Consider the following 24085-nt stretch of genomic DNA (forward strand, 5'->3'; position numbering starts at 1 on the left):
ACCGAACGGAGTGATGGTTATCGAACAAACCATTCGTTTAGCCCAAGAGATTGCAGAGAGAGTCATTCGAAGAGCAGGAAAAGTTGCTCAGGATCATTTTGATCGGATCACCTGTGCAGTGGATAAGGGCATCTTTGGCGATGTTGTTACGGAAGTTGATCATGAAGCAGAGCGGATGATATGTGATGAAATTAGCATTAGCTTTCCCGATCATGAGATCCATAGTGAAGAGCGAGGGCATAACGGACAGAAGAGTGACTGGCTGTGGATGATTGATCCGCTAGACGGAACAAACAACTTTGCCATTGGTCTACCGCTATTTTCCGTTTCCATTACATTAATGTATCGTTCAGAACCCGTTCTCGGGGTTATTTACGAACCTCTGGTGGATCGTTTGTTTGTGGCATCACGTGGGAGTGGAGCAAGTTGTAATCTGAATCCCCTGACAGTCCAAAAGAAAGAGTATATTCATAAAGGGACCATTGGCTGGATTCAAGGGCATCAGGTGCAAAATGAGGAGAAGGCTGTACGGCTACGTCAACATCTGGATGTCAGCTTCAAACGAATGATGCGATTATGGGCTCCAACCTTACAGTGGTGCATGTTAGCTAAGGGGGATATTGACGGCATTGTGCTCTACAATTCGGAAGGAGACGATTTGTATTCAGGAATATTAATGGTGAAAGAAGCAGGTGCCATTGTTATGGATTTTGAAGGTAATCCCTTTGAAGGCATGAATTCAGAGCCATACCTGATTGCCTGTCATCCGGATCATCGTGAATATTTTCTGAGTGTTGTTCGGGAGGGAATGAACTGATGAACGAGTCATTACAAGAGCAGATTCAATTTTTAATAGAGATTGATAAACTGAAAACGATTGAACGAAAAACGAGAATTATCCATGGCGACAGACTTGAAAATGATGCGGAGCATTCCTGGCATCTGGCGATGATGGCCTTGATTTTGCAGAGCCATTCCAACAAGGAGGTGGATCTTCTCAAAGTCATTAAAATGCTTCTCGTTCATGATCTGGTTGAGATCGATGCCGGAGATACATTTGCCTACGATACGGTAGGGAATACGGATAAATATGACCGTGAGATCAGGGCAGCCCATCGCCTGTTTGGGATGTTGCCTGAGGATCAGGCTCAAGAACTGTTGAATCTATGGCTAGAATTCGAGGCAAAGGAAACCCCTGAGGCGCAGTTTGCCTCGTCCCTGGATCGGTTGCAGCCTTTGATCCACAATCATCAGAATGAGGGAGATACGTGGCAGAAATATAATATTACAAGTGAACAGGTGTTAAACAGAAATCGTGAGATTGCGAACGGCTCCGAAACATTGTGGACATACGCACAGCAGATTATCCAAAATTCTGTGGACAAGGGAATCTTGACTCAATCCAAGTCTTAGAGACATGTTGAACTTATCTGATTCAAAACGGGGGAGAATCTTTATGGGATATATCATGGAGTTGAGAAAGCTGGTGGGTTCGCGCCCTCTAATCATGGCTGGTTCATGTGTGTTGGTCTTCAATGAGCAGGGCCATCTGCTATTGCAAAGACGTACAGATAGTCTGGATTGGGGGACCCTTGGCGGATCGTTGGAGCCGGGAGAATCTCTGGAGGAAGCAGCAGCACGTGAATTATATGAGGAAGCTGGACTGAGGGCGGGTGCGTATAAACTCATTACCGTTTTCTCAGGTCAGGATATGTATTACAAGTATCCGCATGGAGATGAAGTGTATAATGTCATGGCTGTCTATGAAGCTACAGAAATTCAGGGTGAACCAACGGTCATGGATGATGAAGGACTGGAACTTCGTTATTTTGACCTGAGCATGCCAATCCCCGAGATTAATCCGTTCACGGAATATGTGCTGAAAAAAGCCGGATATATTAACTAAGTAAAAAGGAGGTCGTATATGGCACAGGATTTTTATTGTGATGAAGTGCTTAGTGGTAATACCAAAGTAAATATCGTCATGGAAACAGACAAGGTGCTTGCTTATCATCATACCCGACCATACTACAGACATCATATTGTTGTTATTCCAAAGATCCATATCCAATCGTTCATTTCACAGGAAGAAGATAATAATGATGAACTATTACTGGAGATTATGCGCGTCATCAAAAAGGTTGCTACGGACATGGTTATCCGGACGGGTTCCTCCAAAATCGTAACTAACCTGGGTACTTACCAGGATTCGAAGCATCAACACTGGCACGTGGTAAGCGGTGAACGTATTCAATAGAATAAGTCTTAAGTAAAGTCTTCCAGCCGGATGTCCGGGGGAAGATTTTTTGATTGTTTTATTTATATGAGAACGAGGAGAATGGTTCTATATATGTTTAACTAAACATTTACACAAAAATGGAGAGGACAGAAAAAACCTGGAGAAGCGAAGCGTTCGCCTTTATCCCCGGATTTGCCCCTTTGAAGGAGAAAAATTAAAAAATCTGGGGATAACAGCGATCGGAGGGTTGTTCTGTCATCGGAGTGGCCAGTGTAATTATTCTTTAGTTACCCTTATATAGGGTTTAGAAATATCACTCAACAATAGAATTATCATTTTTCTCTCAGTGTTTTATTGTTGCTCTATTGATATGATTAACTCATCATTCCACTAGAGAGAGGGTAAATGACATGGATACTTTTTTAGAGCAAATCAACGAATTGCAGGAGCTTCAAAAAGATTTAGTCAGTATACATCCCTTATTCGCAGAGCATTATCCCGTGGTTGTGGCATATGAATCTTTGTTATATATCTATGATTATTCGTCCAAGACGCAGCAATATGAATGGGTGAAAACCGTCCCGGATGACCTGAATATTCCCGAAGGATGCCTTGCAGCATTTCCGGTGCATCACATGGATGAACGGATGTGCGCAGTGGTGACGGATGCGGCGTTTCAAAATTTTGAGCAGAAAGTCTACCTCTATCATGAGTTTGTACATTGTTACGTATATGAGCAGTACACCGACATGGGTGACCGTCTTGAGATCAAACGTAAGATGGAGCAAATCAAACGTGTCACATGGGAACTGGATTATGAGTTTCCTTATGACAATGAGATGGTTGTCCAGCGAATCACCTCGTTGCTGTCAGCCTTGAAGAGTAAGGATCTCTTGCAAGTGAAAGAGGCGAGAGTAGCCTTGTTCAGCTCTCTGAGTGAAGAACAAGCGGAGTACTTCAACTGGCTGGAGTGGAACGAGGGTTACGCGCGATATATAGAGAATCGAATTCGGGAGAAATGGGGACTGGACATCAATCATCTTGGGGATTCAGCTCCGTTTAATCGTCTTGTTTTCTATGAATGCGGGTCTGAATACATAAGCCTGCTCGTTAACGAACAGCCGGAACTTCATACGGATTTGGAGCAGTTGTTTGAGAGGATACAAACAGAGCGAGTGCAGGGTTGAACATAAGCTAAATTGATTTTCTTTTGTATGGGTAGCAGATTTTGCGAAAAAGGAGAATATCTCTATGCCACTGCCAATGGTTCATTTAGATATAGCTGTTCTTTTTGAAGAATCCTTACAAGGACATGTAGAACAAGCTCCGTTCTATCTGGGGAATATCGCACCTGACTCTATACACATGCGCGAGGGCTGGACAAGAGCAGATAAGGAAAACACTCATTTCAACCCTAAGGATAAGAATGAGAGAGAATACGTTGAGCAATTAAAAGAACGTTATTCAACCTACATTCAACAACAAGCTGATGAGGGATGGAAGTGGTTTGTGCGGGGCTACTTTATGCATGTCCTGACGGACTTTTACTGGTTCCGGAGTGTTCATCCGCAATTTGTGGAGCAGGTTACCATTACAGATCAAGATTCGGGTATAAACCGGACCAAGGATGAACTTGGGCGTCTGTATTATCAGGAAACGGATCAGATTGATTTTAACCTTTACCATCATGCGAGTTGGAGTGAAGGAGTCTGGCAGATGCTTGAGATTGCGCCTGGTTATGATGTTGCTGATCTGTTAACCTCAGAGGAGATTCTGCACTGGCGGGATCGTACGTTTTTCTTTTTTAATGAAAGTACCAATGAACCCGGTGTTGTTCCCCAGTACATTACGGATGTAAAGATAAGTGCTTTTGTGGCCGACACCGCCCATCGTTTAAAAGTACTGCTCCAAGGATGGGATACCGAGTTACAGCATGCCAACATAAGCATCTAGAGCTAAATACAGATGATTACGTAGAGAGTAAGGACTAAGTGTTTAGTTGAGCCGGGAGGTATATATGCTAATGAAAAAAGCAGGGATTCTCTCAGGCCTTTTCGCTGTACTCCTTGCAGGACTTCTCACAGGCTGCAACCATTCTGGTAGTACTAATTCTAATCCGAAAGAAGCTCTACCTTCGCTCATTACATTAACCTGCAACCCAAACTTCACGAGTGAAGCGTGTGAGGATGTGAAAATCGAAGATCCTGTTGAGATCGGAATCGTAATCGAGGCTATAAACAAAGCGGAGCGTATATCAGGAAGTCTTGATTACAGCGTGGAGTACAAGATGAACTTAACAGATGCAGATAGCTCCTTAATCAAGTATGATTTTTCCATAGGCAAAGATCCCAAGCAGTCAGCCCTTCTGGTCAACCATGAGGATACCCATGTGGGATATAGCATATCCATCGAGGATGCAAACCGGATAAGGAAACTGATTCAGAGTCACACGGATTAACATAGAAGATTACTGATTAGATCAGTAAGTCAGTTTACTATATAGGTTCAACAAAAAATTTACACGATAACGGAGAGGACAGAAAAAACCTAAAGAAGCGGAGCTAAAAGCTTTCTGGAAGAAAGCTGCATCGGAAGCATACGCTGCGCCTTTATCCACGGATTTTACCCTTTGAAAATAGGAATCAAAAAAATTTGGGGATAACAGCGATCGGAAGGTTGTTCTTCATCGGAGTGGCAAGTGTAAATATTCTTTGGTTTAATTTATATAGCTATTGAAACGGAGAGAAGGTCATATGAGTCACCTGATTACCATTCAACCTTTAACATCATCGGATATGGAGGGTGCCCGCCAGGTATTCGAGACATCCATTACGAATGCATTTACACAGGAGGGACTGGGTTCCCTGCACGAAGACATACGGGATGAAATTGAACACAAAAAAGCGATGCTTCACTCCGCTTTGCATCCTGACAACAACAAGGAACCGTGTGTCTTCTTTCTGCTCGCCAAAAGGGAAGATACCGTCGTGGGCACCATTTCGTACGGGCCTTGCGGTGAGGAGATTCGAGAGTGCACAGACAACCAGCTGAACCACGTAGGGGAATTGGGTAGTCTCTACGTTCTGCCAAAGGTTCAGGGGCAGGGAATTGGCTCTGCTCTCATTCAGGCCCTGGCTGCTGAGCTTCAAAGGCGTAAGATTACGCAATTTTGTCTGGATAGTGGATACCGGACAGCGCAGAAGAAATGGCAGCGAAAGTTCGGAGAACCGTATGCCGTGGCAAAGAACTATTGGGGTGAAGGCACGGATCATATGGTATGGTTATGTGAAGTGAAAGACTTTGCTGCAAAATAAAAAGAGTCAAGAGATGACGACCTGTATCGAACAGGGGTCATCTCTTTTGCTAAGTCAATCTTTCTGCATCGGTGGAGGACTATTCTTCGTACAGTAAGAAAAAAGGAGTGAATATATGCAGCAAATACAATGGAACATACCTGAGCAACGTTTATCTCCGAATGCCATTACCATATGGAGAATCAGTGCAATTATATCCAATGGAATAGGTTTGATCGTACTTGCAGCACTGCTGGTTCTGGATTCCATCTATGGATGGAAGGCATGGATTGGTTGGTTGCTGTGGGGAGTGACTGCCATTTCAGTGCTCTACGCGATGTGGGAGATTCTAATCCGACCTCCATTGTTATACAAGCATTGGTACTACGATGCGAATGAGGAGTTCTTGCAGTTGAAGCATGGGGCTCTAAAAAAGGTATATCAGATCATTCCCATGGCCAAAGTTCAATCTGTCACGACGAACCAGGGTCCCCTGTTGCGAAAATATGGCCTTTATTCTGTTTCGGTTGGAACGATGGGTTCAGCTCACAACATTCCGGCGTTGCCAGAGGAAGTGGCGCTTGAGTTGCGGAATCAGATTGCATCCTATGCAAGGATTAACGAGGTGGATGAATGAATGAGATGAAAAGACAACACCCGTTAGCCATGCTGTGGAGTTTGTGGAAACTGGTGAAAAATTCGTTTGCATTTATCGTTTTTTTGTTTATTCTTCGCCATGGCTCAGAGTCCAAGTGGATTATGTACGGCAGAATTGCTTTTTATGTAGCTATCATGTTTAGTGTTGTAGCCATCATTTGGAGCTGGTTTACGCTCCGTTATACCGCAGACGAGAAGGCTTTTCAGATATACAGTGGGGTGTTCAATCGCACAAGAAGAACGATACCCTATACCAAAGTTCAAAATGTGAACCGGCATACGTCGCTGTTTCACCGTTTGTTCAGAGTCACATCCATACGTTTTGAGACGGGCATCAAAGGAGAGGATGCCACTTTTCATTTGCAAGTCGTTTCACTATCGGAATCGGATCGGCTTGAAAAGGTTGTAGCCGGGCATATGTCGGAAGCGAATATCGCCAGTGATGCTGTAGAACCAAACGGAGAACCAGTGACGCGAACTGAACACGTAACACTGGAAGAAGAGATTTCCCTGCCTGTAAAAGAGGAGCTTGAACGGCATGTCCATTACCAGTCCACCCGCAAGGATATATTCAAAGCTTCGTTTACCTCACTCAGCTTTCTGGTACTTATACCAATTCTGGGCTCACTCTATTCTTCGGTGAAAGATTTCTTTCCTAATGAAAAAGTAACGGAAAGTCTTGTATTAACGTGGTGGGACACCTGGTGGATTGCCGCTTTAATTATCACAGGACTCATCGCTGTTTCCATTACGCTTGGTATTGTCAGAACCTTTGTGAAGTATGGCGATTTCCAAATATCCTCTGATCGCAAGCGGATCTATATTACGAAGGGCATGTTGGAACAGACTGCATTTTCGATTCTAAAGGAACGCGTCCAGGCTGTGAAAATTACGCAGTCCCCGATGAAAAGACTGCTAGGACTGGCAGAAGTGGAACTAACAACAGCAGGTGGTGTGGGAGAATCGGACCAGGAAGTTAACTCGCTCTATCCTTTTTTGCCTGTGAAGCAAGCTTACGATATGATCTCGGAGATTTTGCCATCCTATCAGGTTACGCAGGAGATGCAGAAGCTTCCACGAAAATCATTATGGCTCCGCTTACTCGCTCCAAGCTGGCTCTGGATCATTGCAGCGGGTGCGCTGTTTAATTTCAAGCCGGCAGTACTGGGGCAGGAGCAGGCATGGTGGATGATTTCCGCTATTCTGTTACTGTGGATTGTCATATGCAGAATAGTTGATTTTTCCCATACACGTTACGTCCTGAATCAGAACTTCATCCAGTTGCGAAGCGGTGCATTAACCTCAACATTATACATCTCCAAGCGGGAGAAAGTCATTGAAGTTCAGATTACCCAAAATCTGCTGCAGCGCTGGTTTGGTGTTGCTTCGATTCAAACCGTGAATCGTGCCAAACCAGTTCTGCATCACACGATAAACGATATTCCGTTTGAAGCCGTAGAGTCGTTTCAGTTGTGGTATATGGAGCGGAGCCAAAACGTCCAGACTCGTTAATGAGAAGGCAAGTGCAGGAAGACTACTAAGTGACTGTGCACTTGCCTTTAGTATTGAAGAGCGATGCTTATCGGAGTGGCAAGTGTAAATATCAATAATTCAATTTATAAGCGTAGGAGGTGTTCCATTGATTAAAATCATATTTATGGACGTGGATGGTACGTTACTCAGTGAGAAGGATCGAAGTCTTTCCCCGAGTACAGAAGAATCCATTCGAAAATTGGTTCGTAGGGGCATACAAGTTGTTCTGGTCACTGGCAGACCGTATAATTTATGCGGAGAGTTCAGGAAACTCGGCATTGATACTCTGATTTCAGCTAATGGGGCATTGATCAAGAGCGGTGATGAAGTGATACATAAATCGGTTCTTTCTGCACGAATGGTTAGAGAATTCAGTACATTTGCCGAGTTGAACGGAAGCAGTATTTCTTATTTTACAGAGTCATTTGAGATGAATGGCTTATGCACAACAGATGTGCGTGTCACCGATGCATTGAGAGATACGCTCGGCCTGATGGAGTATCCGGTGACAATCCGTTCTTTGGAGCAAGAAGTGTATTGCATTTGTTTATATGCCGATCAAGCTGAGGCGAAGAAATTCCATTCCAGATTCCCTGCATTAACATTCGTGAGATTTCATCCTTATGTGTCTAACGTACTGGAAGAGAACGAAGTATCCAAATCGATAGCGGCAGGAAAAGTGCTCGCCCACCTGAATATATCGAGAGAGGAAGCAATGGCTTTTGGCGATGGTGAAAATGATATTGATTTGCTAGAGTATGTGGGACTTGGCATTGCGATGGGAAACGGAGGAGAGCGTATCAAACAAAGTGCGGATTATGTGACACTGCGAGCGAGTGAGGATGGCATCACGCATGCGTTGAGAAAGTTTAAAATCATAGAATAAGCAAAATTTTGGGGCGATAAATATATCCTAATTATGGGTTTTCATGTAGAATGATGGAGGATGAATTAAGCCCTAAAGCATAGGGTGTGATCGAAGGGTGACTTATGAAAAAGGTTGTCATTGTAATCTTGTCTCTTGTCGTACTTATTGGTGTATCTTCTTCAGCTTATGCCCATCCAGGCAGACTGGACAAAAATGGTGGACATAATTGTTCCGCGAAATCCAAACAAAAGGGCCTATGTACAGGCTACCATTATCACAAAAAGAAAAAATGAAAATGGATTTTACAGGGTAAACCCAGCCATGAGTCTAATCAATGGTTGGGTTTGCATGTTTACGATTTATTTAGAATGGTGGAGGCGGTTACACACAATGGATCATATTAAAGCGATTATTTTTGATCTGGACAATACGATTCTCAACAGAACAAGTACCTTTGAACGCTTCACCCAGTGCTTAATCAAGTCCTATTTTGCCCATCTCGAGTCCACTGATGATATCCTCAGTAGAATTATTGAGCTGGATGAGGATGGCTATAAGGATAAACATATGTTGTTTAACGAACTGCTGGATGAACTCCCTTGGGCTGAGAACCCGCCTCACGCGGAGCTTATGGAGTTCTATGGCAGAGAGTATGTGAGAAGTGCTGTTCTGATGGAACAGGCGCGAGAAGTGGTCCAGCAGATCAGAGGAAAATATAAAACAGGTTTAATCACCAATGGTAAAACCGAGATTCAGTACGGCAAAATCGATCAACTTGGCATCCGGGATGATTTTGATCATATTATCGTATCGGAAGAGGCTGGGGTCAAAAAGCCCGATCCTCGTATTTTCAGACTGGCACTGGACCATTTCGGCCTGTTTCCCGAGCAGTGTATTTACATTGGAGACCATCCGGTGAACGATGTCGAAGGAGCAGCAAAAGTAGGCATGAGCACGATCTGGATGAAGGTCAATCAGCCTTGGCAGGACAGCATTACAACCAAACCATTGCATGCTATTGAACATCTGGGTGAATTAAGGGAATTGCTCTAGGGCAGATAGTCAGTTTAGATCAATCTACATAACAGAACAGTGAGGAAGGTGAACATGGAGATCAGACAGATGGCTACGGCTTTTTTGAGCAATGGAACCGATATGTTGATGATGAAGAAGACAGGCAGCAAGCTGTTTGATTTTGAGTTTTGGGGTGGCATTGGCGGTCATCTGGAGCAAGGGGAATTGAATTCACCAATGGCTGCCAGCTATCGAGAGATCGAAGAAGAATCAGGGTTCAAGCAAGAGGAAGTTGAGAATTTTCGTCTTCGATATATATTGCTGGAGGTTAAAGGCAGTGAAGTTCGGCAGCAGTTTGTATATTTTGGTGAGACGAAGCATCGATCCTTTATACCATCGGATGAAGGGGAGTTATTTTGGGTACCTTTGGATGAACTGCTGGATTTACATACATCCATCCTGATCAAAGCATCAATCCGGCACTTTTTGCAGAATCAGACGACCAACGAGATCTGGATCGGGAATGTCCTGAATGGAGAAGGTGCAGCAGCCAGACCAAGGGTAGAATGGAGCATCATGCAAGATACGATATCATTTGAACCTGTTGTATAATACTCGATACTCTTGACCGGGAGCGGGACCTATTGCTGATTGGAAAAGCAATCTGTACAACCGTCTGTAGGCGACTGTTATAAAGAGAGTGAGGATGTCAACACATCCCCGCTCTTTTTTAATACTCGTATTGAATATAAATTTTCTCATTGGAAGGAGGAAGGGGTGAAAGTCAAGCTGTGATGATTCGATCTTTCGTGTTTTTTCTCCGATTCTCAATGGCTTCCTCATAATCCCCGACCAACCTGTCAAAAATATGATCCCACGACCGCTGGTGAGCAAATTTTCGCCCTTCAAGACCCATTTTCCTCAGTTGATCCACATGATTTCCCCAGAGACATATTTCCCGAATTAATGCATCCGGATGGCCTGGCTCGAACAGAACGCCGTTTCGATGGTGTGCGACCAGGTCTTTTACACCACCTGCGTTCGCGGCTAGAACAGGCAATCCAGAAGCCATCGCTTCCAGTACCACATTGCCAAATGTTTCTGTAGAGGAAGGAAACACAAAGAGATCTGCCGAAGCATACATAACAGCAAGTTCCTCACCATGCAGATACCCTGTAAAGGTGACATTAGGCGGGGATTGCATACGCATTTTGGGAAGCGATGGCCCATCGCCTACAATGATCCAGTGTACACGGGTTTTCATATGTTCAGGTAACTGTTGCATGGCAAGGGAGAGGGTAGCGATATCTTTTTCGGGGGCGATTCGTCCAACGTAGAGTAAAATTAGAGGAGCGGTTATATTATAGCGAGTACGGACATCGGAGCTTCGTTTATCTGGTGAATACAGGCTGCAATCGATCCCGCGGGACCATAGTTTCAGACGCTGAATGCCTTTCGATTGCAATGAGTTTAAGGCCTCCTGAGACGGTGCTAATGTTGCATCACAGGCCCGGTGGAACCATTGAATGTACTTCCAGTAGAGAGGAATGATGCTGTTTAACCTGTAGTATTCGAGGTACCGATCGAAGTGGGTATGGTAGGAGATGACATGAGGAAGCTGGTGCTTGAGCGCATATCTGAGACCGAGAAGGCCCATATTGAATGGGGTGGCAATATGCAGCAGATCTGGCTGAAAGGCTTTTAATTCTTGATGAATGGATCTCCGGTTAGGTAAGGCTATTCTACATTCCGGATAGAGGAAAAAGGGGATGTTGGTAACCGAACGGGCTGGTGCGGCGTGATTGCCTTCAATAACTGACTGCGGCGTAAGTAGCAGATGCTCAATCCCTTTGCGGTTCAACTGGTTACTTAAGCGGTGCAGCGTGCCGGCAACACCATTCGTGTCCGGAACATAGGTATCGGTGAACAAGGCCAGGCGCATCATTACCCCTCCCATGACTCTTGATGACAAGATCATAACAGCGGACCATTTTCCAGAGGTCAAGTGCAGGTTAACTTTATCCGTATTTCGTGTAAAGTGTGCGAGCAGCGTGATCTGGTGCAAACGTACATTGGATAAACTTATATAACAACTTCTGATATGATGTAAAGGCGTTTCGTGTCACTAGTTTGATAACGACTTCACATGATAACAGAGATTGAAGGGTTGTTCTGACCAAGCTGTGATCCAGTGTGAAATTTGAAATTAGAGAGAGAAATACAGGAGGCAGAGAGAGATGAACAAATTACAGGAAGAATTAAAGCAATTGTTACCCTTGGATCAGCTTGAAAGCATGTCGGGTGAAGAAGTGGTGGGGAGTGTTGCCATGGATATCTATCGTACCGAATTTGCGACCATTCGGGAATGCGGACCGGAACTTCCGCAGGTATTGCGAGATACTATTCTGATCATAGATCTGGACACAGAGCTGTCCATGAATGGCATGACTGGTTTTCTTGAAAATGCGAGCGGACAGTTTCTGGGTGAAACGACGGAAGCGATGCAGCGCATAGGTAATGACGCAGATGCAGAGATTCTGAAGAACATACAGCATATGTTATCCGAAAGTGGTGTGACGCCTGAGCAGTTAAGAGAAAATGTAAATGCACTCTCTGAACAGGACGTAACAACGACTCTAAATACCCATGGGCAACAGATCCATGAGGTCTTGCAACAGGTAGAGTTGGAAGCAGGCCATTTGAGCATGCAATCGGATAATGAAGGAGTGTTTGAACTCCTTTATCAATATGTGGATACGAACAAAGATCGCCTGAAACAGGAGATGGAGCACCTCTTCTCTAATTGAATCTAACACGCAGGAGAGTGTTACGATGATTGTGATGATTAATGGAGCATTTGGCTCGGGTAAAACCTCTGCTGCAACCAAGCTGCAGCCGCGAATTCCGAACAGCATGATCTACGATCCTGAAGAGATTGGTTACATGTTAAGAAACGTGATTGTGGATGACGTCAAGATGGAAGTGGAGAAAACGGACGATTTTCAGGATATGGAGCTGTGGAAAGTCCTTACCGTGAAAGTCGCCCGTGAAATCAGGCAGAAGTATGACAAACATCTGATTGTTCCGATGACCATCTACAAGTCAGAGCAGTTCGATTACATCCATCGGGGTCTGAAAGAGTTAGACGTTGACCTTTTTCATTTCACCCTGATGACATCCATAGAAACATTACATGAGAGATTGTTGAAGCGCGGGGATGAGCCTGGTGGATGGACATTTAAACAAGCGGTTAAGTGCGCCGAAGCATTCCATGGAGCACGCTTTGAAGAGTACATTCAAACGGACGACCTAACAACAGATGATGTGGTGGATTTTATCATTTCCAAAGTGATGTCCAATCGTAACTGAGGAGGCAAAATGATGAGTATCAACAAACGTTTAGGTGTTGAATCCCTGTTGGTAACCCTGTTATTCACCCTGGGTTTTATGGCTTGGAATGTCATTCAGGGCATGTTAATTACACTTAATTACAAGCCTGATATGATGAAAAATGATTCTGGCGTCACCACGTTGCAATCCAAGATCACTTTTGGCCCTATTGTCCGCTGGGATACAACATCCATTCTAATCGCTGTTGTCGGATTCTTCTTGCTTGCTGCTGCATATTATGGTCTTCGTTCGGGGATGCAGCGATGGACACAGCGTTTCTGAGGTGGGCTAGTATATTAATAAAGGAAAACAAAAACAAAAAAACAGTTCTACACCAATGAAAGTTGGTAGGAGAACTGTTTTTTGTTTTTTGGTCTATTTTCAATAGATTATAGATGCTTGGAGATGACTTCTTCCAGACCTTGGGCAACGGAATGCGCACCCCGCGCAAGGTGTCTCTCGTAGAGATGCAGACGGACAAAGCTCTCATCAGTACCCATCGCCTCCGAGAAAATACCACCAAGTCCACGTGCACGGCGGTCAATCTGAAGCAACAGTTCGAGCGAATCTCCCATTGGGTAGAACAGTACTTCCAGCTCATCCAAATAACCGCGGAACTTGCTCGTGGGCACGAATTCAAATTCCTGTACAAAGGGAAGATTACCACCAAGTTTTGGAGCATAGTCATTGGTCACTTCACGCAGCTTGAAACCGAGGAGATCAATCGCATCAAGCACAGTGTTCATGTCTTTGGTAGGAACTACATGGAGTCTGTCCCGATCGGAGGGGTCCATGGCGCTTGAGATATCAAGGCCAGTTTCAACCCACACCTCTGCACGATGCAGTGTAATCGGAAGATTTTCAGGCAGATCAAATGAGAAGGATTTCTCCAGTTTGGCTCCAGGCTGTAATATAAAACCTTCTGTGAGCAAATATTTGGCTACAACGGCAGTTTCGTTTACTTTTCGATCATTGTGCTCCCGTATGTAGTGGGTTTTGATCGTAAGATAGATTCGATCTACATTTTGTTCCACTTCTCCGCCCTCGATGTACACGATCCCAGAAATGATCCCTCCAGGCCTAACCTCTGGTGTATGTAATTCTGTATTTACTTTGGCTGCTCCAACACCTACACTGGCTAACATTTTCTTGAAAAAAGACATTCGCTCATCCTCCACATTCTATTGGTTTATCCAAGAGAAAAATACGACTTCGACCTTAATACGGAGACTGTGAGAGAAGCGTTTCAATTTTTAACAAGCAATACATTGTGAATAAATAAACTTTTTTCATAGAGAAAAGTTAACAAGTGAAACAGGGAAATCGGATTGTCCGTGTCGAATGTTGTTTAATATGGGATTTTCTTCTGGAGGGATATCTATTGGGCATGGAATGGTATGACATGATTGGACGACGTAACGGCGGATACAAGGGCAGGTCTGTATTTACCTGGGAGGGTAATTCTGCAGAAGATGTATTTGAAGCGCGCTTGTTGCAAATGCTGCCTCAGTATAAATCCGTGCTCGATGCGGGTTGTGGTCATGGTGAATTTACATTAAAAATGTCGGCCTATACCGGTCATATTACGGGTTTCGACAACTCGAAGGAACTGCTGCGTATCGCCCAGGCTGGGCTTGAAGCCAGGGAAGTTGAAAATGTGAAATTTGTCTACGCCACAACCAAAACAGATATGCCGTTCGAAGACGAACAGTTCGACCTGATCTATGACCGCAGAGGACCTACGTCCATTATTGAACATGGGAGATTGCTGCGAAAGGGTGGCGTGATCTTTGGTATTCATACCGATGTAAGCAAGGTACGGGAAAGGCTGCATACAAATCAGTATGAATACATCGAGATTGAAGAATTCAACGAGGCTTTAATGGTTTTCCCGGATGAAAAAGAGTTCGCCATCTTTCTTTCCGATATTCCCGGAAACCCGGATTACACACGGCCGGAGTACCATGAACAGCTGCAAGTGAAGCTGAAGGAAAATCAGATGGATGGGAGACTTGCTGTGCGTGAGCACAAATATATCTGGAAGGCCGTAAGGCGTTAAAGAAAGATTATAAAATTACAATTGTCTGCCTTCGAATGTATAGATCTGGAGGATGGGCAAGGACCTGAGCTGGGTTACAAGAAAACCTCTCAAGATAATAAAGGAGTATACAGAGTGATGCTAATCTATCAATGGAATGAAATTACGGTGCGTCTATTGGATGAACAAGATGAGCAGCAACTTGTTCAATGGTTGTCTGACCCAGCCGTGCTTCAATATTATGAAGGCCGTGATCGGCCGCACAATCTGAATATGATTAGGGAGCACTTTTATACACAAGACGATGCCACACATCGTTGTATCGTTGAATACGGAGGCAAACCGATTGGCTATATCCAGTTCTATGAACTGGAGGAAGAAGAACGAAATGAGTATGGTTATGGAGACACAGATGAAATCATCTATGGAACAGATCAGTTTATTGGAGAGGCTGGTTACTGGAACCGAGGTGTTGGCACACAACTAGTACAATACATGCTGGACTATCTGGTTAACCAAAAGCAAGCTAGGAAAGTGATCATGGACCCGCAATCGTGGAACGAACGAGCCATATCCTGTTACGAGAAGTGTGGATTCAGGAAGGTCAGACTGTTACCAGAACACGAGCTGCACGAAGGGAAGATGAGAGACTGCTGGTTGATGGAATATGACCCATATGCAGTTCACCGTGCTACATTGAACCATTTAAATGGGGAGGAATGATCGATGGATTTGAGATACCCGATTGGACCATTTGAACATACAGGCGAGGTTACACTAGCACAGCGGAAACAGTGGATTCAGGATATTGCCGAGTTGCCGGAGCGCGCCCGCGAAGCGCTACATGGACTTAGTGAAGAACAATTGAGGCTGCCCTACCGGGAAGGTGGCTGGATGCTCAAACAGGTCATACATCATATGGCAGATAGCCACATGAACAGTATGGTTCGTTTCAAGCTGGCATTAACGGAGGATAACCCCACGATCCGGCCGTATTACGAAGAACGGTGGGCTGAACTGAGTGATTCGCGGGAGCTGGACGCCCTATTTTCCCTGCAAATTCTGGATGCGCTGCATCGCCGTTGGGTAGCGCTGCTAAACACATTAACGGATGCAGATTATGCCAAAACCTTTTATCACCCCGCATCCAAAGAAACGACCAGACTGGACTACAATTTGGGCGTATATGCATGGCATGGTAGACACCACGTTGCCCAAATTACCTCGCTTAGAAGCAGGTTGGAAATCTAGGCGTGAAATAAATAACTTATTAAGGAGATTACATCGATGAATATACATATCAGACTTTTGGATGAGAGCGATCCGATTGTAATTTCGCAGGCGTTTCAGGAACAGGGTTGGGCGAAATCGGCAGAGCAGTACATTCAATATCTTGCAGAACAGCAGAATGGTGAACGGGTGACTTTGGTAGCGGAGCTCAATGGAGTTTTTGCCGGATACGTGAATGTATTGTGGAAGTCGTACTACCCATCATTCAGAGAAAAGGGCATTCCGGAAATCAATGATTTCAATGTGCTGATCAAGTATCAGCGCCAGGGAATAGGCACACGGTTGATGGACCGGGCAGAGGAAGTGATTCAGGAGCGAACCGATACAGCAGGGATTGGTGTCGGGGTGTTTTCCGATTACGGCAAAGCTCAAATTCTGTATGCCCATCGCGGATATATTCCGGACGGTCAGGGGGTTCATAAGCATGATCGTTATCTGGTGTGGGGTGATGAAACCATCATCGATGACGATGTTGTACTGTATCTTACGAAGAAGTTAAGCTAATTGGACCCTCACTAATGATGAATAACGACGTCCGGGAGATAGAGAATTTTTCTTTCTTCTGAACGTCATTTTTTCAATAGGATACAGGCTATTGTCGACTCGGAATTGTACAAGAAAAATAGAGTTATATTGGATGTAAATGTTATAAAGAAGGTAGTTAATTTAGCGATAAACCTTAATGAAGCGGCAATGGATATGCACAGAGATCGATACATAAGAGGAAATGTTCAGGTTACTTTGTATGAATTCGAGGAGGAAAATGGCTATGGAGAAGACAATTAAAAACGTGCAGGATCTGTATGACATGCTTGATGCCGAGTTCAGATCAGCGAAGCAATTTTGGGAGCCGTTCTATGAAGATCGGAACCGTCCAATCCCCTTTTTTCCAAACAAACCGGATGAAAATCTGGTAGCGCATGTGAACACAGGTTTGCTGAGCGGCGGCAAGGCACTGGAACTAGGTTGTGGCCCGGGAAGAAATGCACTGTATCTAACTCGCGAGGGCTATGAAGTGGATGCTTATGATCTTTCGGAGCAAGCTATTGCTTGGGCGAAAGAAAGAGCAGCGGAAGAACAGCTTGAAGTGAATTTTGAATGTAAATCCGCATTTGAACTTACGCCACAGGAAGAGTACGATCTCGTCTATGATTCGGGTTGTCTTCACCATTTGCTGCCCCATCAGCGTATTCCTTACATACAGATGATTCACAACGGACTCAAACCTGGAGGGTATTTTGGGATGACCTGCTTTGCTCCAGGATTTGGCGGCCAAGGTGGACCGGAGAGCGTTATGGACGATTGGGAGGTATACCGTGAGAAGTCGATGAAAGGCGGTCTGGCTTTTACGGAGGAAAAGCTTCGCTATTTGCTGGAAGATCCATTTGAATGCGTAGAGTTGCGCCCGATGAAGACGAAGGGCCAGGAGGATATGTGTTTTGGCTTGCCCATTTTGTGGGTGACCTTATGGAGAAAACCCAACGTGTAGTTATAGATTTAAAGGTCACAGGTACGTTTAACCAATATTGCACAGAGCGAGAGAAAGGCGGGTAGAATATGGGACAAAGGTATTTTATTATTACAGGTACATCCAAAGGAATCGGCAAACAGCTCGCGGAGCTGTTATTGGAAAAGGGAGATCATGTCTATGGTATTGCACGCGGAACGTCTGACTTGGAGGAAGCTTATGAGCGTTACCAGCATGTTCAGTTTGATCTTGCAGATATCCATAGCATCGACGACCTTGTCTCAAGCATATTGGAGCAGATTCCGCTGCAGGAAGTTGAGTTCATCGGGCTCATTAACAATGCAGCGATGCTGGAGCCGTTGAAACCAATAGACCATTGCAACGCCGAGGAGATCCGTCTTAATCTGAACATCAGTTTGGCAGCACCCATGATCATGACATCATCTTTTATACAACACACCAACCACCTGAGCACACGAAGAAAAATAGTCAATGTGTCTTCCGGTTCAGGAAGTTATCCGGCACCTTCAATGGCATCTTACTGTACCTCCAAAGCCGGGATGAACATGTTCACCCAGTGTGTAGCGATGGAGCAATCCGGGCAACCCAATCCCGTTGAAGTGATTGCATTCGATCCGGGGATGGTAGATACGGAACTGCAGGCTGTGGCAAGAGGCAAAAGTGCGGAGGAATTCGCCTTGTCCGAGGTATTCGGTCAGGTATATGAAGCTGGTCAATTAAGATCACCACAAGATGTCGCGAAGCAACTGATTGAACGGATGGAAGAAATCAGTGATCCAAGCAAGGTCCTCTATACTATGGAGGGATAACAGATTAACGGTTGTATACGTTTAGATTCATCTAAATTGATAAGAGATTATGGGTTTTAGGTTGCCTCGAAATTTGTATTGTTCTATTAATAGCGGCAGGAGTGAAAGAAACGGAATCGATTCTGAAGAAGCGGTAGCGTTCGCCTTTGTCACCTAATTTCTACATTTAATAAATTTAATAAAGGAAATTTGGGGACAACTGCGATCGGAAGAACGATCCGTATCTGGAACGGTCTCCCGTAGATTGTCAAACAATATACTTCGGGCAATGCCCAAGAAGAACAGAAACGTGGTGAAGGTATATGTTTAAAATTATGCTTATTGAAGACGATGAGTCGTTATTCAGTGAAATCAAAGAACGGTTAACTCAGTGGTCCTATGACGTGTATGGCGTGCAGGGTTTTGGCAAAGTCATGCAGGAATACAGTGCCATTCAACCACAGCTGGTTATTATTGATATCCAGCTTCCCCAGTATGACGGATTTCATTGGTGCCGCATGATCCGCGCTCATTCCAATGTGCCGATTATCTTTCTGTCCTCACGGGATCATCCTACGGATATGGTTATGTCGATGCACTTGGGCGCAGATGATTTTATCCAGAAACCCTTCCATTTCGATGTGCTGATTGCCAAAATCCAAGCGACTCTTCGGAGGGTATACAACTACAATACAGAGCGGATTGAGCTGCGGACATGGCGCGGGGCGACCATTGAGTATGTGAAAAATACCCTTACTCATGACAATGAATCTGTCCTTTTGACCAAAAATGAGATGTTCATTCTGAAAGTGCTGGTTGAGCACAAAAATCAGATAGTCACCCGCGAAGACCTCATACGCAGCTTGTGGGATCATGAACATTTTGTGAGTGACAACACGCTGACGGTTAACGTTAATCGACTTCGCAAAAAGCTCGAGCCCCTAGGGTTGGATGGCTATATCGAAACCAAGGTGGGGCAGGGCTATATGGCAACAGAAGAGGCGGAAGCATGATTGGCAAATACATACGGGAAAAGCTCAGCTGGTTATTGTTGCTAATAAGCATGCAGCTCATCATTTTATTTGTGGCCTATATCGACACGTCCATTCCATTCCGTTCTGTAGCCTATATCGTCGTGCTGAATGTGGTGGTATGCATCGTTTTTATCTGGGCGAGATATCCAAGAGAGTCCCGTTTCTACAAAAGATTAACCACCTGGGATCATACGTATGATTTGGGCGATTTGGATATCGCGCAAAGCCCTTATGAACGTATTGTGCACAACGCGGTGACTACTCAGACTGAACGTTATCGGAAGGAGTCTTCGTCTCATTTCACTTTGCTGAAACAGGAGAAGGATGAGATGTTGGCCTGGATTCATGAGGTGAAGACCCCCCTAACCGCGCTGCAACTGATGATTGAGCGTATGCCGGATGACAAACTTCAGGGCCAGATGACGTATGAATGGCTGCGCATTCACCAACTGCTCGATCAGCAGCTTCACCAGAAGCGTATTCCATTTATGCATAATGATTTGTTTGTCGAAGAAACGGAGCTTGAACCGATTTTGAATGGCGAAATTAGAGCCTTGAAGTCTTGGTGCATCTCCAAAGGTATTGGCTTCGATGTGTCTTTGTATGTGAAAAAGGTGCTGACGGACAGCAAATGGTTAGGCTTCATCCTACGGCAGTTGCTCAGCAATGCGGTGAAATATAGTCATTCCTCTGATATTGTTATTGAAAGCAGGGAGCAGGATGGACATCTTATACTGACGATTCAGGATTATGGACGAGGCATTGAGGCTCAGGATTTACCGCGTATCTTTGATAAAGGCTTCACTTCAACGCAAGGCAGGCTGGAGGGAACGGCAACGGGAATGGGGTTGTATTTGACCAGACAGGTGGCACAAACACTTCATATAGACATTAAGGTACAATCTGCTTTTGGAGAGGGCACAATCGTCAAACTGATCTTCCCGCGAAAGAATGACATGATCCACCTCGCAGGCGTGTGACAACATTGTCACATGCTTTTTGGTTTTGTTCGGTGAATCGCACGATAAATCGGAGTATCCGGCCTATGATAGAGATATAGCAAAGAGGAGTGAGTGGGATATGTGGATACTGGAAGCCAAAAAAATTCATAAAGTATACGGCAATAAACTAAATAAACAGGAAGTTCTTAAGGGGATTGATCTCGGCGTAAGTAAAGGGGAATTTGTTGGAATTATGGGACCTTCGGGTTCGGGGAAAACGACGCTGCTTAACGTTCTGTCCTCAATCGATCGGGTAAGTCAGGGCACCATTGACATTGAGGGTCAGGAGTTCACCGGCATGAAGGAGAAACAGCTTGCTGAATTCCGTAAATGTCATTTGGGTTTTATTTTTCAGGAATATAATCTGCTGGATACGCTCACGGTGAAGGAAAATGTATTGCTACCGCTCTCGATTACAAGTATCCCGAAGCATGAAGCACACCTGAAGTTTGAACAAATCGCCCGTGAACTGGGCATTTATGAGCTGAAAGACAAATATCCGTCCGAGATTTCGGGTGGACAGAAGCAGCGGACTTCAGCTGCGCGTGCGTTTGTACATGATCCAAGCATTATTTTCGCTGATGAGCCAACAGGTGCACTGGATTCCAAATCGGCTTCGGACCTGCTTGGCAAATTGAGTGATATGAACAGCAAGCATCAGGCTACGATTATTATGGTTACGCATGATCCGTTTGCTGCGAGTTATTGCAGCAGGGTGATTTTCATCCGGGACGGTCAGATCTACACCCAATTAAATAAAGGAGACGAGTCCCGGCAATCCTTCTTCAATGACATTATCAAAACTCAGGGGGTGCTGGGTGGTGTGCAGCCATGAGCCTGAACTATATCATCTTTCGCAATCTGAGGAAAAACCTGAAGAATTATTATCTTTACGTCTTTGCCCTGATCTTTAGTGTGGCACTGTATTTTTCCTTTGTAACGTTACAGTATGATCCCTCCATGGATGAGGTTGCTGAATCAACGAAAGGAGCGGCTGCGATTGGCGCATCCTCCGTGTTACTGATTGTCATTGTGGGCATTTTTCTGCTCTATGCCAATACGATTTTTATCAAGCGACGTAGTAAGGAGATTGGTTTGTTTCAGCTGATCGGACTGACGAAGGGAAGAATTTTTGGCATCTTGAGTGCGGAGAATTGCATTCTCTACTTCGGCTCTATGGTGATTGGTATTGTGATTGGGTTTCTCGGTTCCAAGCTGATATTGATGATTTTGTTCAAAATTATTGGCGTTGATGCAATTACGAAGCTGTACTTCTCACCAATGGCGCTGGCACAGACGCTTATTGTATTTGCGGCGTTGTACCTGCTCATCATGCTGATGAATTACACCTTTATCCGGGCACAGAGTATCCTATCCCTCTTTCGGGTGTCTTCTACAACAGAGCAGCAGGTACAGAAGTTATCTATAGGGCAGATTCTGATGGGCATCTTAGGTATTGCTCTGATCGTGTTCGGTTACATACTGTCTGCACGGCTGTTCAGCGTCGAGAAATTGGATATGCAGCAGTTAATGTACACAATGATTTTAATTCTCTTTTCGGTTATTTTGGGGACGTATCTATTCTATAAAGGTTCTGTCAGTTTTCTCTTTAATCTGATCCGCAGAAGTAAAAAAGGTTATCTCTCTATTAACGAGGTATTATCGTTATCCTCCATTATGTTTCGCATGAAGTCGAATGCCTTGCTGCTGACCATTATTACTACCGTATCGGCACTTGCCATAGGCATGTTGTCGCTCAGTTACATTTCCTACTATTCGGCAGAGGCGCAAGCCAAAGAAAGCCTATCGGAGGATTTCTCTTTTGCTCAGGCGAATGTGAAGGATCGTTTTGTAGCCGAATTGGATCACAAACAGATTCCATATGAGGAGAAGCACAGACAGCCTCTGTATATTGAAATTGATGCACACAAGGTGATGAATGACTCCACAATGGAGGAGCTGTTGTTCAGCAGTGTAGTAAGTGACAGCATGGTAGATAACATTGATCTGAAACCAGGCGAAGTCATTTTCATGGGGTACGGCAATGTGATTCAGCAATTCTTTTCCATTCGGGATGATGGTCCCATTGTTCTGCACGGATTGAAAAAAACGATTGACCAGCAATTGATTGGAACCAGCAAGCAGGGAGTTCTTCCCGTATATTACACCAAAGGTACACCCGTAGCGGTTGTGGATGAATCGGTTTATGCGGAGCTCGCGCAGGATCTTGATCCGAAACTTCAGGAGGGGGAACCGACCGATTATTACGGTGTGCAAATTACAGATCCAGGGCAGGACGAGAATGCGTATGCCATTTTTGCAGAATTGCAATTAGAGGCCCCGAGTTTCTCCCAGATTGAATTCAGAAATAACCAGCGCACCACTATGGGCCTAATCATGTTCATTGTTGGTTTCCTGGGTCTAACCTTCCTGATTACATCGGGTTGTATTCTCTATTTTAAACAAATGAATGAGAGCGAAGAAGAGAAATCGAACTATACCATTCTGCGAAAACTTGGTTTTACTCAAGGCAATCTGTTACGCGGGATTCAGTTCAAACAGTTGTTTAATTTCGGAATTCCACTTGTTGTGGGACTAAGCCATAGTTATTTTGCTGTGAAATCAGGCTGGTTCTTTTTCGGTACAGAACTGGTCACACCTACGGTAATCGTCATGATTGTATATACGTTGTTATATTCGATCTTCGGTCTATTATCTGTATGGTATTACAAACGCGTAATCAAGGAATCGTTGTAAGACCAAGGGATTGGTCGGCTAGCCAGATAACAAAATAAAACGTATAGGGGCAGCTGTATTGAATACAGGCTGTCCTTTCTTTTTTTGTGAAAAAAAGGAGGATGGAGGAATGAGGGAGAAATGTTGATAGAGGATAGAAATAGGGTTGTTGCCAAGGAGGGCGAACATGTCTGGTCCGATATATGAATCCAAACAAGAGCTGATCGAAACCATTCAACGTGTATATCTGTTGTTCGATGACGAGTTTAGTGAAGTCAGCGAGAGCGACAAAGATAAACTTGTGGAGGGTGTGGATCGCACACCTGCACAGATGATCGCCTATCAGATGGGATGGATGAATCTTGTGATGGGTTGGGATCAGGACGAAAGGACGGGAAAGGACGTAATGATGCCAGCACCCGGATATCAATGGAACCAACTGGGGGCCTTGAATGCATCCTTTTATTACAAATATGCTGATCTTTCCCTCGTACAACTGCGGTCCATGTTTCGGGAAACAGAGCAACAATGGGTAAACTGGATCGACTCGCTTAGCGAGGAAGAGTTATTTGTGCAGGGGATAAGAAAGTGGACGGGGACTAAGCCTGGGTGGGCGATGGTAAAGTGGATACAGATCAATTCGGTAGCTCCATTCAAGTCGTTTCGTACCAAGATTCGCAAATGGAAAAGGGTCCATTCCGGGTGACGTGGGTCC

At 44.6% G+C, this 24085-nt stretch carries 30 protein-coding genes; 28 read left to right on the top strand and 2 right to left on the bottom strand.

Translation table 11 applies throughout. The features are described from left to right. The first annotated feature begins 13 nt into the window (after positions 1-13). From ACFTRD_RS04305 to ACFTRD_RS04370, 14 genes are all read left to right on the top strand, one after another. On the top strand, positions 14-817 hold the full coding sequence (locus ACFTRD_RS04305; RefSeq protein WP_379377895.1) for an inositol monophosphatase family protein: 804 nt from the start codon (positions 14-16) through the stop codon (positions 815-817). After that, positions 817-1413: an HD domain-containing protein gene (locus ACFTRD_RS04310; protein ID WP_379377896.1), complete on the top strand. Its 597-nt coding sequence runs from the start codon at positions 817-819 to the stop codon at positions 1411-1413. Before ACFTRD_RS04305 ends, ACFTRD_RS04310 begins: the two co-directional genes overlap by 1 nt. 43 nt (positions 1414-1456) lie before the next feature. Next, complete coding sequence (locus ACFTRD_RS04315) at positions 1457-1906, top strand: NUDIX hydrolase (protein WP_090894908.1); 450 nt, start codon at positions 1457-1459, stop codon at positions 1904-1906. A gap of 18 nt (positions 1907-1924) precedes the next feature. Further along, positions 1925-2257, top strand: coding sequence for an HIT domain-containing protein (locus ACFTRD_RS04320; protein ID WP_379377897.1), 333 nt, complete (start codon positions 1925-1927; stop codon positions 2255-2257). A gap of 392 nt (positions 2258-2649) precedes the next feature. Then, the gene (locus tag ACFTRD_RS04325) at positions 2650-3426 is read left to right on the top strand and encodes a hypothetical protein (protein WP_379377898.1); all 777 of its coding nucleotides are present in this window, start codon (positions 2650-2652) and stop codon (positions 3424-3426) included. A 64-nt stretch (positions 3427-3490) separates the two neighbouring features. After that, positions 3491-4192: a hypothetical protein gene (locus ACFTRD_RS04330; RefSeq protein WP_379377899.1), complete on the top strand. Its 702-nt coding sequence runs from the start codon at positions 3491-3493 to the stop codon at positions 4190-4192. Positions 4193-4262: 70 nt separating this feature from the next. Next, positions 4263-4697, top strand: a complete 435-nt coding sequence (locus ACFTRD_RS04335) for a YhfM domain-containing protein (RefSeq protein ID WP_379377900.1) — start codon at positions 4263-4265, stop codon at positions 4695-4697. 295 nt (positions 4698-4992) lie between these two features. After that, on the top strand, positions 4993-5553 hold the full coding sequence (locus tag ACFTRD_RS04340) for a GNAT family N-acetyltransferase (RefSeq protein ID WP_379377901.1): 561 nt from the start codon (positions 4993-4995) through the stop codon (positions 5551-5553). Positions 5554-5668: 115 nt separating this feature from the next. Further along, positions 5669-6169: a PH domain-containing protein gene (locus ACFTRD_RS04345; protein ID WP_379377902.1), complete on the top strand. Its 501-nt coding sequence runs from the start codon at positions 5669-5671 to the stop codon at positions 6167-6169. Beyond that, positions 6166-7701 carry a PH domain-containing protein gene (locus ACFTRD_RS04350; RefSeq protein WP_379377903.1) on the top strand — a complete coding sequence of 512 codons (1536 nt, stop codon included), beginning with the start codon at positions 6166-6168 and terminating at the stop codon, positions 7699-7701. The genes ACFTRD_RS04345 and ACFTRD_RS04350 overlap by 4 nt, the downstream gene beginning before the upstream one ends. Before the next feature lie 127 nt (positions 7702-7828). Beyond that, positions 7829-8608, top strand: a complete 780-nt coding sequence (locus ACFTRD_RS04355) for a Cof-type HAD-IIB family hydrolase (protein WP_379377904.1) — start codon at positions 7829-7831, stop codon at positions 8606-8608. Positions 8609-8712: 104 nt separating this feature from the next. Then, positions 8713-8883 carry a YHYH domain-containing protein gene (locus ACFTRD_RS04360; RefSeq protein WP_094030689.1) on the top strand — a complete coding sequence of 57 codons (171 nt, stop codon included), beginning with the start codon at positions 8713-8715 and terminating at the stop codon, positions 8881-8883. A gap of 97 nt (positions 8884-8980) precedes the next feature. Further along, positions 8981-9643: an HAD family hydrolase gene (locus tag ACFTRD_RS04365; RefSeq protein WP_379377905.1), complete on the top strand. Its 663-nt coding sequence runs from the start codon at positions 8981-8983 to the stop codon at positions 9641-9643. Positions 9644-9697: 54 nt separating this feature from the next. Then, complete coding sequence (locus ACFTRD_RS04370; protein WP_379377906.1) at positions 9698-10216, top strand: NUDIX domain-containing protein; 519 nt, start codon at positions 9698-9700, stop codon at positions 10214-10216. A 172-nt stretch (positions 10217-10388) separates the two neighbouring features. Here ACFTRD_RS04370 and ACFTRD_RS04375 read toward each other — a convergent pair whose 3' ends face one another. Beyond that, positions 10389-11549 carry a glycosyltransferase family 4 protein gene (locus ACFTRD_RS04375; protein WP_379377907.1) on the bottom strand — a complete coding sequence of 387 codons (1161 nt, stop codon included), beginning with the start codon at positions 11547-11549 and terminating at the stop codon, positions 10389-10391. Between the two features lie 292 nt (positions 11550-11841). On the opposite strand from ACFTRD_RS04375, the gene ACFTRD_RS04380 reads away from it, so the two are divergent. From ACFTRD_RS04380 to ACFTRD_RS04390, 3 genes are read left to right on the top strand one after another with little or no spacing between them, the layout of a single operon-like run. Then, a complete protein-coding gene (locus ACFTRD_RS04380; RefSeq protein ID WP_379377908.1) occupies positions 11842-12411 on the top strand; it encodes a DMP19 family protein in 570 nt (189 codons plus the stop codon). 25 nt (positions 12412-12436) lie between these two features. Beyond that, positions 12437-12973 carry an AAA family ATPase gene (locus tag ACFTRD_RS04385; protein ID WP_379377909.1) on the top strand — a complete coding sequence of 179 codons (537 nt, stop codon included), beginning with the start codon at positions 12437-12439 and terminating at the stop codon, positions 12971-12973. A 12-nt stretch (positions 12974-12985) separates the two neighbouring features. Continuing rightward, on the top strand, positions 12986-13276 hold the full coding sequence (locus ACFTRD_RS04390) for a hypothetical protein (RefSeq protein WP_379377910.1): 291 nt from the start codon (positions 12986-12988) through the stop codon (positions 13274-13276). Positions 13277-13383: 107 nt separating this feature from the next. Here the strand turns inward: ACFTRD_RS04390 and ACFTRD_RS04395 are convergent, their stop codons facing one another. Continuing rightward, on the bottom strand, positions 13384-14157 hold the full coding sequence (locus ACFTRD_RS04395; protein WP_379377911.1) for a sporulation protein: 774 nt from the start codon (positions 14155-14157) through the stop codon (positions 13384-13386). A gap of 224 nt (positions 14158-14381) precedes the next feature. Here ACFTRD_RS04395 and ACFTRD_RS04400 point away from each other — a divergent pair, with 224 nt between their 5' ends. From ACFTRD_RS04400 to ACFTRD_RS04450, 11 genes are all read left to right on the top strand, one after another. Further along, positions 14382-15053: a class I SAM-dependent methyltransferase gene (locus tag ACFTRD_RS04400; RefSeq protein WP_379381177.1), complete on the top strand. Its 672-nt coding sequence runs from the start codon at positions 14382-14384 to the stop codon at positions 15051-15053. Between the two features lie 117 nt (positions 15054-15170). After that, positions 15171-15755 carry a GNAT family N-acetyltransferase gene (locus tag ACFTRD_RS04405; RefSeq protein ID WP_379381179.1) on the top strand — a complete coding sequence of 195 codons (585 nt, stop codon included), beginning with the start codon at positions 15171-15173 and terminating at the stop codon, positions 15753-15755. 3 nt (positions 15756-15758) lie between these two features. Next, positions 15759-16283, top strand: coding sequence for a YfiT family bacillithiol transferase (locus ACFTRD_RS04410; protein ID WP_379377912.1), 525 nt, complete (start codon positions 15759-15761; stop codon positions 16281-16283). 36 nt (positions 16284-16319) lie between these two features. Beyond that, entirely contained in the window at positions 16320-16826 is a 507-nt protein-coding gene (locus ACFTRD_RS04415) for a GNAT family N-acetyltransferase (RefSeq protein ID WP_379377913.1), read from the top strand. A gap of 265 nt (positions 16827-17091) precedes the next feature. After that, complete coding sequence (locus ACFTRD_RS04420) at positions 17092-17811, top strand: class I SAM-dependent methyltransferase (RefSeq protein ID WP_379377914.1); 720 nt, start codon at positions 17092-17094, stop codon at positions 17809-17811. Between the two features lie 68 nt (positions 17812-17879). Then, positions 17880-18620, top strand: coding sequence for an SDR family NAD(P)-dependent oxidoreductase (locus ACFTRD_RS04425; RefSeq protein WP_379377915.1), 741 nt, complete (start codon positions 17880-17882; stop codon positions 18618-18620). Positions 18621-18922: 302 nt separating this feature from the next. Next, positions 18923-19612: a response regulator transcription factor gene (locus ACFTRD_RS04430; RefSeq protein WP_379377916.1), complete on the top strand. Its 690-nt coding sequence runs from the start codon at positions 18923-18925 to the stop codon at positions 19610-19612. Beyond that, the gene (locus ACFTRD_RS04435) at positions 19609-20613 is read left to right on the top strand and encodes a sensor histidine kinase (protein ID WP_379377917.1); all 1005 of its coding nucleotides are present in this window, start codon (positions 19609-19611) and stop codon (positions 20611-20613) included. The genes ACFTRD_RS04430 and ACFTRD_RS04435 overlap by 4 nt, the downstream gene beginning before the upstream one ends. Positions 20614-20713: 100 nt before the next feature. Next, positions 20714-21469, top strand: coding sequence for an ABC transporter ATP-binding protein (locus ACFTRD_RS04440; RefSeq protein ID WP_379377918.1), 756 nt, complete (start codon positions 20714-20716; stop codon positions 21467-21469). Further along, the gene (locus ACFTRD_RS04445) at positions 21466-23391 is read left to right on the top strand and encodes an FtsX-like permease family protein (RefSeq protein ID WP_379377919.1); all 1926 of its coding nucleotides are present in this window, start codon (positions 21466-21468) and stop codon (positions 23389-23391) included. The genes ACFTRD_RS04440 and ACFTRD_RS04445 overlap by 4 nt, the downstream gene beginning before the upstream one ends. Before the next feature lie 166 nt (positions 23392-23557). Continuing rightward, positions 23558-24076, top strand: a complete 519-nt coding sequence (locus ACFTRD_RS04450; protein ID WP_379377920.1) for a ClbS/DfsB family four-helix bundle protein — start codon at positions 23558-23560, stop codon at positions 24074-24076. The last annotated feature ends 9 nt before the right edge of the window (positions 24077-24085 follow it).

Source organism: Paenibacillus sp. NPDC056933 (genome assembly GCF_042674385.1).
In the GTDB taxonomy this organism is placed as follows: Bacteria; Bacillota; Bacilli; order Paenibacillales; family Paenibacillaceae; genus Paenibacillus.